13 protein-coding genes are annotated in these 16,701 nt (G+C 53.1%); 10 read left to right on the top strand and 3 right to left on the bottom strand.

Annotated features, from left to right (window positions below):
- Positions 1-22: 22 nt before the first annotated feature.
- The 6 genes from QMG93_RS31690 (at position 23) to QMG93_RS31665 (ending at position 10,351) form a co-directional block, all read left to right on the top strand.
- Positions 23-2,335 (top strand): helix-turn-helix domain-containing protein, encoded by a 2,313-nt coding sequence (locus QMG93_RS31690; RefSeq protein WP_281943708.1) that lies wholly within the window; start codon positions 23-25, stop codon positions 2,333-2,335.
- Positions 2,336-2,551: 216 nt separating this feature from the next.
- Positions 2,552-4,189, top strand: coding sequence for an extracellular solute-binding protein (locus QMG93_RS31685; protein WP_010497689.1), 1,638 nt, complete (start codon positions 2,552-2,554; stop codon positions 4,187-4,189).
- 27 nt (positions 4,190-4,216) lie between these two features.
- The gene (locus tag QMG93_RS31680) at positions 4,217-5,173 is read left to right on the top strand and encodes an ABC transporter permease (protein ID WP_281943705.1); all 957 of its coding nucleotides are present in this window, start codon (positions 4,217-4,219) and stop codon (positions 5,171-5,173) included.
- Between the two features lie 16 nt (positions 5,174-5,189).
- Positions 5,190-6,071, top strand: coding sequence for a carbohydrate ABC transporter permease (locus QMG93_RS31675; protein ID WP_281943703.1), 882 nt, complete (start codon positions 5,190-5,192; stop codon positions 6,069-6,071).
- Positions 6,072-6,088: 17 nt separating this feature from the next.
- Positions 6,089-8,326: a glycosyl hydrolase family 95 catalytic domain-containing protein gene (locus tag QMG93_RS31670; RefSeq protein ID WP_281943701.1), complete on the top strand. Its 2,238-nt coding sequence runs from the start codon at positions 6,089-6,091 to the stop codon at positions 8,324-8,326.
- 129 nt (positions 8,327-8,455) lie between these two features.
- The gene (locus tag QMG93_RS31665) at positions 8,456-10,351 is read left to right on the top strand and encodes a chondroitinase-B domain-containing protein (RefSeq protein WP_281943699.1); all 1,896 of its coding nucleotides are present in this window, start codon (positions 8,456-8,458) and stop codon (positions 10,349-10,351) included.
- Positions 10,352-10,443: 92 nt separating this feature from the next.
- Here QMG93_RS31665 and QMG93_RS31660 read toward each other — a convergent pair whose 3' ends face one another.
- A complete protein-coding gene (locus QMG93_RS31660; RefSeq protein ID WP_281943697.1) occupies positions 10,444-11,133 on the bottom strand; it encodes a YHYH domain-containing protein in 690 nt (229 codons plus the stop codon).
- A gap of 223 nt (positions 11,134-11,356) precedes the next feature.
- Here QMG93_RS31660 and QMG93_RS31655 point away from each other — a divergent pair, with 223 nt between their 5' ends.
- From QMG93_RS31655 to QMG93_RS31640, 4 genes are all read left to right on the top strand, one after another.
- Positions 11,357-11,707, top strand: a complete 351-nt coding sequence (locus QMG93_RS31655; RefSeq protein ID WP_281943695.1) for a VOC family protein — start codon at positions 11,357-11,359, stop codon at positions 11,705-11,707.
- Positions 11,708-12,070: 363 nt separating this feature from the next.
- Positions 12,071-13,039 carry a DUF4261 domain-containing protein gene (locus tag QMG93_RS31650; RefSeq protein ID WP_281943693.1) on the top strand — a complete coding sequence of 323 codons (969 nt, stop codon included), beginning with the start codon at positions 12,071-12,073 and terminating at the stop codon, positions 13,037-13,039.
- A gap of 21 nt (positions 13,040-13,060) precedes the next feature.
- Positions 13,061-14,746, top strand: coding sequence for a DUF6138 family protein (locus QMG93_RS31645; RefSeq protein ID WP_281943691.1), 1,686 nt, complete (start codon positions 13,061-13,063; stop codon positions 14,744-14,746).
- A gap of 46 nt (positions 14,747-14,792) precedes the next feature.
- The gene (locus QMG93_RS31640) at positions 14,793-15,893 is read left to right on the top strand and encodes a WD40 repeat domain-containing protein (RefSeq protein ID WP_281943688.1); all 1,101 of its coding nucleotides are present in this window, start codon (positions 14,793-14,795) and stop codon (positions 15,891-15,893) included.
- 58 nt (positions 15,894-15,951) lie between these two features.
- Here QMG93_RS31640 and QMG93_RS31635 read toward each other — a convergent pair whose 3' ends face one another.
- Positions 15,952-16,113, bottom strand: coding sequence for a hypothetical protein (locus QMG93_RS31635; protein ID WP_281943687.1), 162 nt, complete (start codon positions 16,111-16,113; stop codon positions 15,952-15,954).
- Positions 16,114-16,128: 15 nt separating this feature from the next.
- Positions 16,129-16,278, bottom strand: a complete 150-nt coding sequence (locus QMG93_RS31630) for a hypothetical protein (protein ID WP_281943685.1) — start codon at positions 16,276-16,278, stop codon at positions 16,129-16,131.
- Between the last annotated feature and the right edge of the window lie 423 nt (positions 16,279-16,701).

Raw genomic sequence — 16,701 nt, 5'->3', positions numbered from 1 at the left:
AGACATGCAGGGGGCGGGCCAATTGCGTCGGTTAGGAATTCGTATCAACAAACATAGCGTGATCGTCACGTGGCTCATTTCCTACATTTCGGTGCTGCTTGTTCCGATTATGATCAGCGCGATTCTATATGCCGCCACTTGGCATGTGGTGGAAACGGAAATCAACCGCGCCAACGAATCGATGCTCCGGCAGATGGAGCAGGCGATTGACGGCAATCTGGCAGGGATCGAACGGTTAAGCCTCGAAATTGCGTTGAACCGGCGGGTAGCCGGATTTATCAATGCGCAGCAGCCGCTTACGGACAGCGACTATTACGATTTGGTCAGTATCGCGGGCGATCTGCGGGTGTATCAGGTGGCCAACGATTTTATCGAGCAGATCTACATTTATTACAAAAACAGCGATACTGTGTTGTCGGCCCGGGAACACATCGACAGCCGGACGCTGTATGGGAAATTGCGCGAGAACGACGGGACGAGCTACGAGGAATGGAGGACGTTCTTCGACAAGCGGTACATTCAGGAATACGTCCCCGTTACGCTGCGCGGGGATGGCGAGCCGGTCAAGGCCGTCATGTACGCCAGGTCGGTCACGCTCGACCATACGGATCAGCCGGGAGCGGTGATCCTGTTCGTCATTAAGGATTCGAAGCTATTGGACAATATCGCGCCCGCCAATCAAGCTTCGATCGCCGTCGTGGACAAGCAGAACCGCCTAGTCGCCTCAACAGGCTTCGACCATAACCCGGCTGCACCGGCTTACGACCATCTCGCGAACAAGCATGGCCTGTTGTATGAGACGATCTCCGGCAAAGAGGTTGCCGTGTCCTACACGACGTCGGACAGCACGGGCTGGAAATACGTTTCGATGATTCCCGCCGAGCTGTTTGACGACAAGATGAAAACGATGAAGCTACTCATCTATTTGAGCATCGGGCTAAGCCTCGTTATCGGCGGAATCGTGACGTTCTTGTTCTTGCGAAAAAATTACAATCCGATCAGCGTGCTGATTCGCAGCCTTTCGGTAAAGTCAGGCGTCTCCTTCGACGAAGGGTCGAACGAATACGGGTACCTGGAGGAGGCGCTCAATACGACGTTTGCCGAGAAGGAGAAGATCGACCAGCGGCTTCGCCGGCATCGCGACGCCATCCGTTCCCATTTGTTCCAGAGTCTGCTGAAGGGCAGGCTGGAGCAAAATGTTCCGGTACACGAGTCGCTCGCCGCCCACGATGTCCGACTGGCTTCACCATATTTTGCCGTCCTTCTGTTTCACATCGATCATTACGGCAAGCTGGATTCATCCGGGTATCCCGATCCCCGGATGGGCAGGCTGCTGCATTTTATCATCATGAACGTGGTGGAGGAAGTGGTCGGCAGCGTCCATCATGCTTTCACGACGGAAATGGACGATATGCTGGCATGCATCGTCAATTTCGGGACGGAACCCGATGAGGAAGAGCTGCGGCGAATCGCGGCACAGGTCAAATCGTTTCTGCTCGAACATTTCCATATCCGCCTAACGATAGCGATCAGCGGTATTCATCAAGAGCTGTACGGGATTCCGCACGCGTATCAGGAAACGCTGGAGGCGCTGGAATATCGCCTCGTGATGGGGAGCGGGGAAATTATCCGTTACGGCGATCTGCCCGGTTCGGATACGGCGCGTCCGTCCGGCAGCTACTACTACCCTTTGCATGTGGAGCAGCAATTGATTAATTTCGTCAAGACGGGCGACCACGAGAAATCAAGTGCAATGATCGACGAAATTATCAGCATGAACGTCTCCGGCGCGTCCCTGTCCGTACCGCTGGCTAAATGTCTCATGTTCGATATGATCGGCACACTTCTGAAAACGATGGACGAAATCGGCGCGGGAGGCAAGCGGGATTTCCTGGAGCGGGTCAATCCAGTGGACCGGTTGACCGGCTGCGAAACGATCATGGAGATGCAGGTGCAGCTCCGCGAGGTGCTGGGCGAGGTATGCCGCTTGATCCAAGACGAGCGCAGTCAGGAGCAAAGCAATCTGCTGAGTCAGCAGATCCTCTCTTACATAAAGGATCGTTACAACGATGAAAACCTCAACATCTCGATGCTCGGCGAAGCATTCGGATTGACCCCGTCTTATTTGTCGAAGCAGTTTAAGACTCAGACGGGCAAGGCGTTGCTCGATGTGATCAGCATGACCCGGCTGGAGGAAGCGAAGCGGCTGCTTCCGGATGCCAAGCTGTCGGTTGCGGAAATTGCCAGAAAGGTCGGATACGCCGACATTAACACGTTCAACCGGATTTTCAAAAAATTCGAAGGCATTACGCCGGGAAAATACCGAGAGCTCTAAGGTTACCGGCCTCGTCCGAAAAAGCCGTTCAAGCATGCTTGCGCGGCTTTTTTCGCTTTTTGTATAGGGATTGCGGAAAAGCATGGCGCCATTCTACCGGTTTTAACGGTGGAGTTTCGATTTTGCATATAGCCTTCAAGGTGCGCTTCGTAGCATAATGGCCCTAAGGTGCAGCAACCCGGAATGCACACTTTCTCAACTCATAGGGGGATTCGCATGAAACAAAGCTCTGCCGGTAAATCGTTTCGCGCTGCGGCATGCGTCGTCTTGGCTTCCAGCCTAATCGTCGCATGCACCAAACAGAATAGCGGGGATGGCCAGAATACGCCGAAAACATCGGCACCGTCATCGGAAGCTGGACAGTACCCTATCCAAACGAAGGAAACGTTGACCTCGTGGGAGCTGATCAATACGAACCTGATCACCTTCGTGCCCAACTTGGCCGAATCGCCGTTCGGCAAACAGCTGGAAAAGGAAACCGGCGTGAAAGTCAAGTATACGCATCCGGCCGACGGGCAGGCGAAGGAGCAGTTCAATCTGCTGATCGCGTCGAACAAATTGCCGGACGTCATCGAATACGACTGGAACAGCTCCTATCCCGGAGGAGCGGAGAAGGCGATCGCCGACAAGGTCATCCTGCCGCTCAACGATTATATTGACAAGTATGCGCCCAATCTGAAAAAGCGGCTGCAGCAGGACAAAGAGCTCGACAAGATGGTGAAAACGGACAGCGGCAAATATTATGTATTTCCGATGATCCGCCCCGACAATGGGCTTGTATTCCGCGGGCCGATGATCCGCAAAGACTGGCTGGACGAATTGAAGCTGGAGGTGCCGACGACGATCGACGAATGGTACACCGTTTTGAAAGCGTTTAAAGAACAGAAGGGAGCGTCGGCTCCGTTCACCTCGCTGTACAGCAACGAGTTTAAGTACAGCAGCGAGTTTAATATTCAAGACGCGTTCATCGGAGCCTACCGTACGGCGAATCGGTTCTATATCGACGATCAAGGCAAGGTAAAGTACGGACCGATCGATCCGCAATTTAAGGAAGCGCTCACTCTTCTCCGGAAATGGTATGCGGAAGGGCTGATCGATAAGGATTTTGCCTTGAACACGGATTCGAAGACACTGGACAGCAAAATAATAGGCGAAAATTCGGGGGCCGCCGTCTCTCAGCTCAGCGGCGGCATGGGCCGTTGGATGGAAACCGGCAAGAAGAAAAATCCGAAATTCCAGCTCGTCGCCGCGCCGTATCCGACCTTGAAAAAAGGGGAACGGGCCTTCATCGGGCAGCGTGATTTCAAATACAATCCATCCGCCAGCAAAGCGGTAACCGTCGACACGAAGCATCCCGAGCTGGCCGTCCAATGGCTGGACTACGCTTTCAGCGAGAAGGGCAGCCTGCTGTTCAACTTCGGAATTGAGGGCGAGAGCTATTCGATGAAGGACGGTGCACCGCAATTCACCGACAAGATAACGAAAAACGAGAAATATAATCTCCAGCAAATGGTGACTCAATATACGAAGCCGAATGGACCGTTTCCGGGAGACAGCCGGAAAAACTTCAACACGTTTCCGGAGCAGAATGAAGCCATAAAAATATGGTCTGAAACCGATGCCGCCAAGCATGTGATGCCGTCGTTCATTACGCCGACGGTCGAGGAGAGCAAGGAAGTGGCCAAGCTGAATACGGCGATTGCGAGCTACAAGGAAGAAATGTTCGTGAAATTTATTATGGGCAAGGAACCGATTGACAAATTCGACGATTACGTGAAGCAGATTCAATCGATGGGAATCGATAAGGTAACGAAAATTTATCAAGAAGCGCTGGATCGGTACAATAAGCGATAAATCGGGCTTGGAAGGGAGAGAGAGAACATGAGCGCCATGAACCCGGAAACGACGATCGCCGTGATTCCGAAGAAGCGCGCGCGCATCGGCCTGCTGGTCGATATCCGGAAAAATAAGCTGCTGTACCTCATGCTGCTTCCGGTGCTGCTCTTTTACGTGATATTCCACTACGCTCCGATGTATGGGGCCGTCATCGCGTTTAAAGATTTTTCGCCTCGGCTTGGCATAGGGGACAGTCCATGGATCGGCTTCGAGCATTTCAAGACGTTTTTCACCGGGGCTTATTTCTGGAGAACGATCAAAAATACGCTGCTGATCAGCTTCTACGAGCTGCTGTTCGGCTTTCCGGCGCCGATCGTGCTTGCCCTGCTGCTTAACGAAGTGAGACATACGCTATTCAAGCGCACGGTGCAGACGGTCACCTATTTGCCGCACTTCATCTCGCTCGTTGTTATCTGCGGCATTGTGAAGGACTTTACAGCCAGCGATGGCGTTATTAACGATATCCTCGTCTACATGGGGGGAGAACGTCTGTCGCTGCTCCTTGAACCGGATATGTTCCGCTCAATCTATGTCTCTTCCGGGATATGGCAGCATATCGGCTGGGGAACGATCATCTTTTTGGCCGCCTTGACCGGCATCGATCCCGAGCAGTACGAAGCCGCCAGGATGGACGGTGCCGGACGGTGGAAGCAGATGCTGCATGTCACGATTCCGGGCTTGATGCCGACGATCGTCATCCTGCTTATTTTGAGTATCGGACGGCTGATGAATGTCGGATTCGAAAAGATCATCCTGCTGTACAATCCGGGCACGTACGAGACAGCCGACGTCATCTCGTCGTATGTGTACCGGGTCGGCTTGCAGGACTTCAATTACAGCTTCAGCTCGGCGGTCGGGTTGTTCAACTCCGCAATCAATTTTATTCTCGTGATCTTTTCCAACTGGTTGAGCCGCAAGCTGAACAATACGAGCTTATGGTAGAAAGGAGGAACAGCCGATGCTGAACCAGCGCACCATTTCGGAAAAATGCTTCGATGCCGGCAATATCGTCTTTTTGACTTTGCTGATGGTACTCACCGTTTACCCCATCGTGTACGTGGCCTTCGCTTCTGTCAGCGACGCCGCAAGCTTGATGGCGCACAAAGGCATGCTGTGGAAGCCGCTCGGATTTTCGCTCGAGGCGTACGCGAGCGTGTTTAACAATCCGATGATACTGAAGGGCTACGGGAATACGCTGTTCGTCGTTATCGTCGGGCTTGCGTTCAATCTGTCGCTTACGGCCTTCGGGGCGTATGCCTTATCCCGCAAAAGCTTGCGCTACCGCAAGCCGCTCATGCTGTTCATCGTCTTTACGATGTTCTTCAGCGGAGGGCTGATCCCGTTTTATTTTACGGTCAAAGGAATCGGGCTTGCCGACTCGCTCTGGGCGCTTATTATTCCGCATGCAATCAATACGTTTAATCTGATCATCATGAAAACATCGTTCGAGGCGATCCCCGACAGTCTGGAGGAATCGGCAAAGATCGACGGGGCGAACGATTTCGTCATCCTGTTTCGCATCATGCTTCCGCTGTCCATGCCCGTCATCGCGGTCATGATGCTGTATTATGGCGTCAGTCACTGGAACTCCTGGTTCCATGCCATGATCTTCCTGCAGGACAGATCGCTGTATCCGCTCCAGCTCGTGCTCCGCGAAATTTTGCTGCAGGGCGAAGCGAGCTCGATGGCCGTCGGCGCGACGGATAGCGATGTGGCGATGCTGTCGGTTACGCTGAAATACGCGACGATTATCGTTGCGACGGTGCCGATTCTTTTCGTATATCCGTTCCTGCAAAAGTACTTCGTGAAGGGCGCGCTGGTCGGCGCAATCAAAGGATAAGGAGCGGAACCCGCAGCATGAATGGTAACGAAACGGAAAATATCCGCCTGGATCTCAATTGGGAGCGGTTTATGGCCGATAATGATATGGAATGGGTCGTCAAGCCCGTCAGCTGGGACGAAGGGGCTTTTATCGGCAACGGGCTGATCGGCGCGATGATTTATGGAGAGGAGAATGCGAAGAAGCGGAACGTGCTGCGGTTCGTTGCGGGCCGGACGGACGTGACGTCGACCCGGGCGGACGGTCCGGGCTTCCGCCCGCGCGTGCCGGTCGGCGAGCTCGACCTGGAGCTGGAAGGGATGATTTATCATCCGACTTCGATGCGGCTGGATTTGTGGAATGCCGAGCTGCGGGCCGTACTGACGACGACCCGCGGAGAGGTTCGGGTTAGGGCATTCGTCCACAGCGAAGCGGAAGTTATGGCCGTCGAGCTCGAAACGACGGAAGGGGAAGCCGGCGCGCGCTTGGCGTGGTACGCGAATTCCGAGGTGGACCCGGTGCTTAAGCATGCCGACGGCGTCAATTTGAACCAATATATTCCGCAGGAAAAGGTGGACAAAACGACGGGGAAGGACGGCATATCCATCTCCGCTCAGCAGTTCGCCCCGGATGAAGGTTGCGTCGCGGCCTGGAAGGAAGTGCGGGCCGCCGAAGGCCGTCGCAGCATCTGGTATGTCAGCATCGCCAACGGCCATGACAAGAAGGCGAAGGAACAAGCGGCGGCTGCGGTGAGGAACGCTTCGGAGAGCGATTTCGGCGCGTGGGTCGACACGCATCGCCAATGGTGGCATCGGTATTACCGGCAAAGCTATGTTTCGATCCCGGACGGGCGGCTGGAAAGCTTTTACTGGATTCAGATGTATAAGCTGGCCTCGGCCACACGGGCCGACCGGCCGCTGATCGACAATCAGGGACCGTGGCTTGCCCCGACGCCTTGGCCGGGGATTTGGTTCAACATGAACGTGCAAATGAGCTATTCACCGGTCTATGCGGCGAACCGGCTGGAGATCGGGGAATCGCTCGTGCGGGCGCTCGACGAGAACAGGGAGCATTTGATCGGAAACGTGCCCGAGCCGTTCCGGCACGATTCGGCGGGATTGGGCCGAAGCTGCAGCTATGATCTGAAAAGCGAAGTGGGCGACGAAGTCGGCAACCTCGCCTGGATCTGCCACAACGTTTGGCGGCATTATCGGTACTCTATGGATGACGAGATGCTGAGGAACGTGCTGTATCCGATCTTGCGGAGAAGCATGAATTATTATTTCCACATTCTGGAGGAAGGTGAAGACGGCAGACTGCATCTGCCGCCGACCATTTCCCCCGAATACGGCTCGTTTATGCGGACGAAGGTGCGCGACTGCCATTACGATCTGGCGCTCATCCGCTGGGGCTGCAAAACGTTGCTGGCCATAAGCGAGCGGCTGGGGGAAGCGGACCCGACGTGCTGGAAATGGCTGCACGTTCTTGACCGGCTGACGCCGCTGCCTGTGGACGAGACCGGCTTCATGGTCGGCCGCGATACGCCGCTTGCGTACGGCCACCGGCATTTCAGCCACCTGCTCGCCGTCTTTCCACTGCATCTGCTCGGCTGCGACAGGGAGGAGGACCGGGAGCTGATTGCTACCTCGCTTCGCCATTGGATCGGCAAGGAGGGCGATCTGCGCGGCTTCAGTCTGACCGGCGCAGCATCCATCGCCGCCAAGCTTGGCTGGGGGAATGAAGCGCTTCGCCTGCTGCAAGCGCTGCTGTTGATCATTAAGCCAAATACGATGTACAAAGAAGCGGGGCCCGTCATCGAGACACCGCTCGCGGGAGCGGAGGCGATTCATGACATGCTGCTGCAAAGCTGGGGCGGGACGATCCGCATCTTTCCAGCGGTCCCGGACGAATGGCGGGATGCAGCGTTTCACGATCTGCGCGCCGAAGGGGCTTTTCTCGTCAGCGCCGTGCGCAGGGATGGCATCACCCGGTTTATCCGCGTGAAAAGCTTGGCCGGGGAGCCGTGTATTGTCCGGACCGGGTGGACCGGCGTCGTCCGGTGGCGGAAAACAGGAACAGCCACCGCTGAAGCAACGGTCGATTTGGGAACGCTGGAAGGAGATATCGCATTGGATTTGCAAAAGGGAGAGGAGGCGATTCTGTATCCAGACGGCGAGCTCCCGGATCTGCGCATACGGCCGGTATCGCCGTCTGAAAGACCCGTCTGCTATTTTGGCGGGCATAAGCCCTGGCGGCTTTACGGCTTTCCGTTTTGAGGCCCTAAATTGAGGATTTTAATGATCTATTCGGCATTTTGATGATTCCTTTTGCCCGGTTTTCTTTGTAAAATAAAACCGGAGTGCACTCTGCAATTTAAAAAACGAAGGAAACGAAGGAGAGATGAAATGATAAGACAAACAAAGCGGTTTTCGGTTTTGGCATGCACTTGCTTGCTGCTTACACTTGTTCCTGACGCACCCGGTTATGCAGCGGATGCCAAGCTGCCGTTTCCGGCATCTGCCGTAACGGCGAGTAAGGACGACGGCAACGTTCCTGCCAATGCGGTAGACGGCAATCTGGCCACGCGCTGGTCCGCCAACGGTGACGGGGAATGGATCAAATTCGATCTAGGCGCCAACAAGAAGGTCAGCTATTTGAAAATGGCATTTCTAAACGGAGATTCCAGAACCTCCAAGTTCGATATTCAAACCTCGACCGACAATGTGAGCTTTAAGACGGTTAAGGCGAATGTGACCAGCAGTTTGAATGCAGGTCTGCAAACCTTTGATTTTCCCGATGTCAATGCGGCCCGGTACGTAAAAATTATTGGGCACGGCAACTCGGCTAATGCCTGGAACAGCTACACCGAAGTGGAGATTTATGGGGAGGGTGCCGAAAGTGGCGAAGGTGTGCTGGTTTCCACCTCTGCCGAGCTGACTGCGGCCATTGGCAAAGCGGTTCCCGGCACGACGATTGTGCTCGCCGACGGTACCTACACGCAGGATGCTCCCTTCGTCGTGAGCGGCAAGAACGGCACGGCGAACAGCCCGATTACGATCAAAGCGGCAAATCCGGGTCAGGCCGTCATTTCCGGCGGAGCATCGCTCAAAATTCAAAAATCGTCCTACGTTACGATTGAGGGCTTGAAGTTTACGAACACCGGCAACACGGCGCTCCTCTTGGACGGCTCCAACAATATTCGGGTGACCCGAAATCAATTCGCTTTGCCGGCAACCGGAAAAGACTTGATCTGGCTGCAGGTGAGCGGAGCGAACAGCCATCACAACCGAATCGACCATAATGATTTTGGTCCCAAGAACGACACGAATCCGCTTATTGCCTACGAAGGCGACGGCAAGGGGAACATCTCGCAGTACGACGTGATCGAATACAACTACTTCCATGATGTCGGCCCGTGGGTAGACAACGGCAAGGAAACGATACGTCTGGGGCTATCCAAAGTCTCGTTGTCCAACGGGTACAACACCATTCAATACAATCTGTTCGAGAATTGCGACGGCGAGCCCGAAATCGTCTCCGTCAAAAGCAGCGGTAACACGGTCCGCTACAATACCTTCAAAACCTCAAAAGGAGGACTTACTTCGCGGCACGGCCATAACAACGAGTTTTACGGGAACTTCTTCCTTGGCGACGGCGTAGAACCGGAGAAAAAGGGAATGGAGCAATCGGGAATTCGGGTGTATGGCAACGACCATAAAATTTACAACAACTACTTCGAGAAGCTTACCGGGACGGCCATCCATCTCGATAGCGGCAGCTTTGACGGCGGCACCGGCGGGTATCCGCCCAATCCGACGAGCGACGAATTGAAAGCGCATTGGAAAATTTACCGCGCCCAAGTCGTCAACAATACGATCGTAGGCAGCAAGGCGGGTATTGTTATCGGGTCAGGGAAGGCATACGCTCCTCAAGACAGCGTCGTGGCAAACAACATCGTGAAAAATTCCACGGGGACGCTTTATAACGAAGCGGCCACCAGCAACACCGTATTCAAAGGCAACCTCGGGTATGGCAGCACGCTGAGCAATAAATCGAGAACGGCTTCGGAGATTCGCAACGCCGACCCGATATTTCAAACCGTGAACGGATTGCAAAAATTATCCTCCGCCAGTAAGGCGGCGATTGACACTGCAGTTGGAACGTACAGCTATATCAAGGAAGATATGGATGGCGAAGTTCGTTCCTCCGCCCATGATATCGGAGCGGACGAATTTTCCACGGCTTCGTCCTTCAAGAATCGCCCGTTGCAGAAGACCGACGTAGGGCCGGACGCGCCATAATTTCAATTTTACATTTGCCGCAGAAAAAAGGAAAAGTGCCATCCCCGCGGGGAGAGGCACTTTTTCTCGTCCAGAGCCGCCTGATGGCAGCCTTACTTCGAGATGTAAAAGGCGTTATTTTCAAACTTTGTCGTCAAGCCTAAGTCCTCGACAGCCAATTTCCAGGTCATCGGGAAATAGGTCACATCATTTAAAACAAGCAGCGGATACGCTTCTGTCGAGTTGTCAAACCAGGCATCGTTTACAAATACGTTGAAATCGGGAAGCTTGGCATACAGCTTTGCAGGCGGGGTGCCAAGGTCGGGATTCAGTTTGGCTGCTTTGTTGGCTGTCTTCCGGATCACGAATCCCGTCTCTTTATCCCACTTGGTTTCGAGTCCCAAAGCCTGCGTGTAGCTCCAAGTCATCGGGAAGTAGGTAATGTCTTTGTAGGTAATGACCGGATACTGCGCAGAAGCATTGGAAACTTCCTGATTATTTACATAGACCTTGAAAGCGGGCAGATTCACCTTGATCATGCCATCAGGGATTTCTTCATTTGCCGGGGAAGAGGGAGTCGCCTTCGGCGAGCTTGACTTGCTGCCAGAGCTGTCGCTAGTGCCGCTTCCTCCATTATGATAATGATACTCGCCGTCTTCAAGCCCCCATTTTGCACAATTGGTTCTGCACGTGTGCCCTCCATTTTTATCCGTTCTGCCGGGATGAGCGCTTGCGATCGATGCGATCGACGAGAACGTAAGACTGAACAGAGCAATCCCTACAACGGCTTGTTTTAGTTTCATGAACATGACCCCCTACTATGTAGTTCTATCTTCTTATAATTCTACCATCAATAGGAAAATAGGACAATTGCATCAAGCAGATTTAATCCATGATGAAATAGATTCAATCACATGACGGGTTTTCACACATCATTCAACAACAAACCGCGAAAAAGTTATCATTTGCATGAATGTGATACGATTTAGGAGAAATCAACTTTTTAACCAAAGGATGGTGGATGTGATGAAACTGAATCATATCAATTTGACGGTCACGGACGTGCCGGCCGCTCAACAGTTTCTGGAAACTTATTTCGGACTCAAGCCGATGGATACGAGCGGAGATGCGCGTGGCAGTTCATTCGCGGTGCTGTTTGACGATAACGGAATGGTGATCACATTAATGAAAGGAGCCGAGGTTCAGTACCCTAAGACGTTTCATATCGGCTTCATTCAAGAGAGCGAAGAGAAGGTGAATGAGATCAACCAAAGGATGAAGGACGACGGATTCGATGTTAAGCCGCCGCAAAGATCGCATGGATGGACGTTCTACGTGAAAGCCCCGGGCGGTTTTACCGTGGAGGTCCTCTCTTAAGTGAAGCTGCGATAAGAAAAAATACGAGCCGGCCGGAGGCACAGTCCTTCAGCCGGTTCATTTTTTGTAGCTGCGATTCAGTTCTGTATGGGGATCTATGGTCTATAATTTTGTCGAATAATGTCATAAAAATATATGCCTTTCGTTTCAGTTCTCTCTTGCAAAAACAGGATAATAGGCGTATAGTTCGTCGGTTTGTAAGTCTATCGGTTCAAAAACAATGGCATAACTTGTCATCGGAATCGTTTGAATGGAATAATGAAAGAGCCGTACCGGGAGCTTCGGACCTCTTGGTGGAGGACGGAACGGTTCTGCAAGTATGACCGCGGTTTGAATAGATAACGAACAAGAGGAGCGAACGAAATGACGGAGCTGGAAGACCGATTCGAAGAGGATGGAAACGAACAAGAGGAGCAGGACGATTCCGGCTTTGCCCGGGTTTATATGGTGGAGCTGCTGTACAAGACGAAGCCGGAGCTGTCCCGCGAGGCGCTGTACGCGAAGATGGAAGCTTACACGGGACAGGTTGACGTCCCGGATGATGAGGATACCGAGGACGAAGAGGACAAGGCCGATGTTCCCGGTCTTGCCGTCTGGGAAGCGGAAGATCCGGACCCAAGCAATGATACGCTGATGTTTTTCCATCTTAACTATAAAGTCGCTTATGCGGAAGGCGAATTGCCGGCGCAAACGTGCGTATTCCAGACCAATGAAGAGACGAAGCCGGAAAAGTACGAAACGGCGTTGCAGCAAGCGTGGGATTGGCCCGAAGCCCGCGAGACGGTGGGAGCATGCCGGCATTCTGTGCTGCTTACCGATTTCTGCGCCGCAGGCCTTCCTTATAAAGAACGGCTGGAGCTGTTCCAGAATGCGCTGCGGGCTCTGCTGGAGGTTGCCCCGTGCGATGCCCTCTATTGGAGCGCAAGCGACAAAATCGTGGATCCAGGGCCGTACCAGAGCGCTCTGGCGGATGGGCAGACGCTGTACGGGGCGATGAACGTCAGATTTTATAACGTCCAGGGCAGGGGAACGGAGCGCCGGGAGTTTTTGATGGACACGACCGGTCTTGCCGCACTGGGACTGCCGGACATGCAGTGTCATTTTTACGATATGGAGCCGGGGGAAGTCGCCTCCGTTCTAGGTGATCTCGGTTATTACGTGTATAACCGGGGAGACGTCATTCAGGACGGCGAGACGGTCGGCGTAACGGAGCAGCAGCGCTGGCGCTGCGAACATCAATATGCATTGGCCGCGCCGCGCCGTTACGTGCTGGACTTGGACCCGGGCGAGCCTTACTACGCCGGCAGACAACATCATGACGAAAACCGATAATGCGGGAGGCGGAACGATCGTATGGATAGCATGCTCGAAGATCTCATCAACGAAATGAAGCAGGCCATTGAGCAATGGTTCGTGTTCATTGGCGATAAGGATGCGGAACAAATTGTGAACCGTACCCCGCTGCAGGTCGGGATTCATGACTACGGTCTGCTGGAGTACGCCAAGGGCAGAGTCAGCGTGACGGACACGGAGCTCGATTTCTTGTCGCCGAAAGTCAAGACCCGGTTGGGTGAGCCTGCCGAGCTATTGTCGGAGGAACAAGTTCGGGAGCAGATCGTCCCGCGCTTGGCTGCATTCATGCAGCAGCAATTGGACAGCCTTCCGTCCCCGGCTTTAATCGATTATAACTTTACGTTCTGGGGAAAATTTCGCGTGCAGGAAGGCGAAGTGACGCTCCCGATTCTCCAGCATATCAACGAGGCGAAGAAGGAGCGGCTGCTGAATGCCATCGCATCTTATATCCAAACGAAGCTCGACGACGGGAAATACCCTACCAAGCCGCTGGAGACGTTCTTTCTCTCCAGACACCTGCTCGACGAGAACTTGTTTCCCGATCCGGATGCCGGGCGGATCATTTCCGTGTTCGAGAACATTTTGGAGTTGAATAAAGGGAAGAAAGAGCGGCTTGCCGAGCATCGTTCGAATATCGTGAGAGCTCTGCGGAATTGGGTGGAGGAGACGTTTCTTCCCCGCTATTTCGAGACTCGCAAGGATGAATGGCGCCAAACCGAGTACACGAGAAAAAACGATATTCCGCTTGAAGATACCGAGCAAGGGCCGATTGAGCTGTTGTTATATACGGCGGTGTCCATCATCAAATATGAGCCTTCTTACAGCAAAAGCACGGGGCTTGCCTTCCTGGAACGGGCCGTCGAGCTGGGAATCGCCCGGGCATCCCGATACCTGAAGGAAGGCAGCGGAACGTTTGCCAAGGAAGATGTGTATTTCCGCAATGAGCTTGTGGAATGCACGGCCAATGACGTCTTCTCTACCGTAACAATTACCATTAAGCAGGAAGCCGAGGAGAGCTACGCGCGTGCGCTCCGGTTTATTTGCCGCTTGCTGCAGCAAGGCTTTCCCAAAAACTATCAGATTAAGCTGAAATCTGGCGTCAAGCAGTTCTTGCCCATCAAAGGATTGGCGAAGTCGGGCACACATCGTTTCTTCGCAAACGCTATGGAATACCCGAAGCTGCACCCGCTGCTGGAGGAATATGCCCGCGCAGCAATGGAAGAGTTCGAATGGTATGCGGATACGGAAGGCGAGAAATGCTGCATGCCGGGCAGCTATGCCGTTTTCGGCCTCGGATTGGCGGACCGGAGCTATTTTGCGCTGGTAGAGAATTATATGAAGCTGGTGGATGACGAGCATCAATCCGTGCAAAATGGCTTTACGACCGCCTTCGTCGAACAGTATGGCGTGAATGCAGAGACGATCCCCACGTTAGTGACGTGCTTGCTACATAGCACTGAAGCGATTAAGCTGAAGATTAAGCCAGCGCTGGAAGAGGAAGCCCATGCAAGACTTCTGCTCGACAGGGTTCGCGGCCTTCAGCCTTATGAAGCGGAGCATATCGTCTATGCGATTTGGGGCGGCGTGGAGAAGCTTAGAGCTGTCGCTGCCAAAGCCAAAGGGGAGAAGGGGGCTTTGCTGTCAGAGCTAGTGCAGGCTGCATCCTCCAAGAAAAGCCAACGTTAGGCAACGTTAGAAGAATGCTAAGCGATATAGACAAGGCGAGGATACGATGGAAAGAACGTTAACGGACAGAATCAGCAATAAAACATGGTCGATTCGACAAACCGGGAATCAAGTTATCACTTCAAGCAACGGAGGCAAAGCCAAAGAAAAAGCCTTTGATGAACCGGGGCAAGCGGCAAAGTATGTTCAGAAGGAAACGTGGAGCAGGCTGAAAAAAGGGTTTGTCCTGCATAACCCGCAGGCGGGAGCCGGACAGCCGGTCCTGCACCGTTACATCGGAGGCGGCTACACCGGGTTTATGCCGCTGGCTGCGATGGAAGATACGAACGCGTTCTTTTGCAGCTATGTAGTGGGCCAGTTTGAAAAAGCAGAGATTTATCTCATGGACGATCGAGGGGAGAAACAAACAACCTACGAGCTTCCGGGACAGCAATTAATTTTCGATATGTGGCACTGTGCCGAACAGAACGTCCTGCTGTTGAATATTGACCATCATATTGCCGGGCTTTCTCTGGGCAACGGCGAGATGGAGCGATACACTCCCAAAATGCCGGCAAGCACGTTGGCGGTATCCGGCTCGACGGCACTCTGGTACGATAATTCCAGCCTTGTCGTCTATGATCTGGGGACGAGTACCGTCCGCTATACGAGACAAGTGGAATGCGAGAAGTACGGCGGACATAGCACGCAGCTTTGCGCAGCCTTGTCGCACGACGGCCGCCTGATGGCGTATTGTACGCGGACCGACGAAATCGTAACCGTCGATATGACGACCATGCAGGAGCACACAATCGCAAAGGACAAACATGCGATGACGTCGAGCATGGCTTTTTCACCGGACGACCGGTTGCTGTTCACGCAGGAGCAGTACGGTTCATGGTCGCTTAAGTGCTACGACCTGAATACGATGACCGGATGTAAGGACTGGATGTCGCCGGATGTAAAAAGCTTTGCAATCCATGAACGCCGAAGGCTGCTCGCCGTTTACAATTACGGCAAGATTCAGCTGTTCGATCTCCATACCATGAAACCGACAATAGCATTTGAGGTCGAGCATGTCGTGAAAAATTGCGCCCTTGCCTTTACACAGGATTACCTCGCCGTCTATACGGATTATGGCTGTGTGAGCCTCTATGCTCTTGCATAACACTAAAAAACAAGCCAGAGCGCAATTTCGGTTGCACTCAGGCTTGTTTTCATTTGCTTTATAGCTGATCCGCATTTGAAGAAGGCTTGCCATAGGGATCGAGATTTTCGTCTCCAATGATATCGACATAATCTTTGGCGCCTTCGGGAACCGTCAATAAATCTGCCGCTTCCGCCGTAGTCTCAAGATTTTCCATGCCTGCTTGAGTTTCTTTGTCCATCGTTACCTCCTGTATTTATTCAAGCGAATATCCATCCAATTTCTCGCGATCTCCGATTTCCTGGGTATCATCCGTTCGAAATCCGTCACGTTCATGTGAAGTAAGGTCCTCATAGACCGTTTCGGGATTTCCGTCCGTTTCCTTCTCCAGCTTATCCTGCGGCATGGCTTCATCTCCTTTACAATGGATATCATTTACAGCCGGTAGCATTTTTATTCTAATTAAAAAGACCGCCATGCATGGCGGTCAAGTGTTGAGAAAGCGGGAAAATGAGGCTATAGAGGTTACGATGGGGTGGGGTATCTACTTCCGGTCGCTGCTCCACCCCACAAAGTGAAGTTGAATCGAGGAAGCTTAATCCGATTACTTTGCGGGGACCCCGGGTCTGCAGGAAATTTTTATTTGAAGCCGCTTAGCAGCGGGTATTTCCCGCAGACAAAGGCGAACGCTATCGCTCCTCCAGTAGATACCCCACCTTCGTATGTTTCACTATTCTTGTCAAAATCATTTTCTAAATAGCCTGAACCGCCAAGCATGGCGGCCAGAGTGTCTAGAAACCCGAGAAGTAAAAATTCTCAGACAAATAGG

Source organism: Paenibacillus tyrphae, assembly GCF_027925525.1.
Taxonomy (GTDB): domain Bacteria; phylum Bacillota; class Bacilli; order Paenibacillales; family NBRC-103111; genus Paenibacillus_G; species Paenibacillus_G tyrfis_B.
This window is presented reverse-complemented; position numbering and strand designations above follow the sequence as displayed.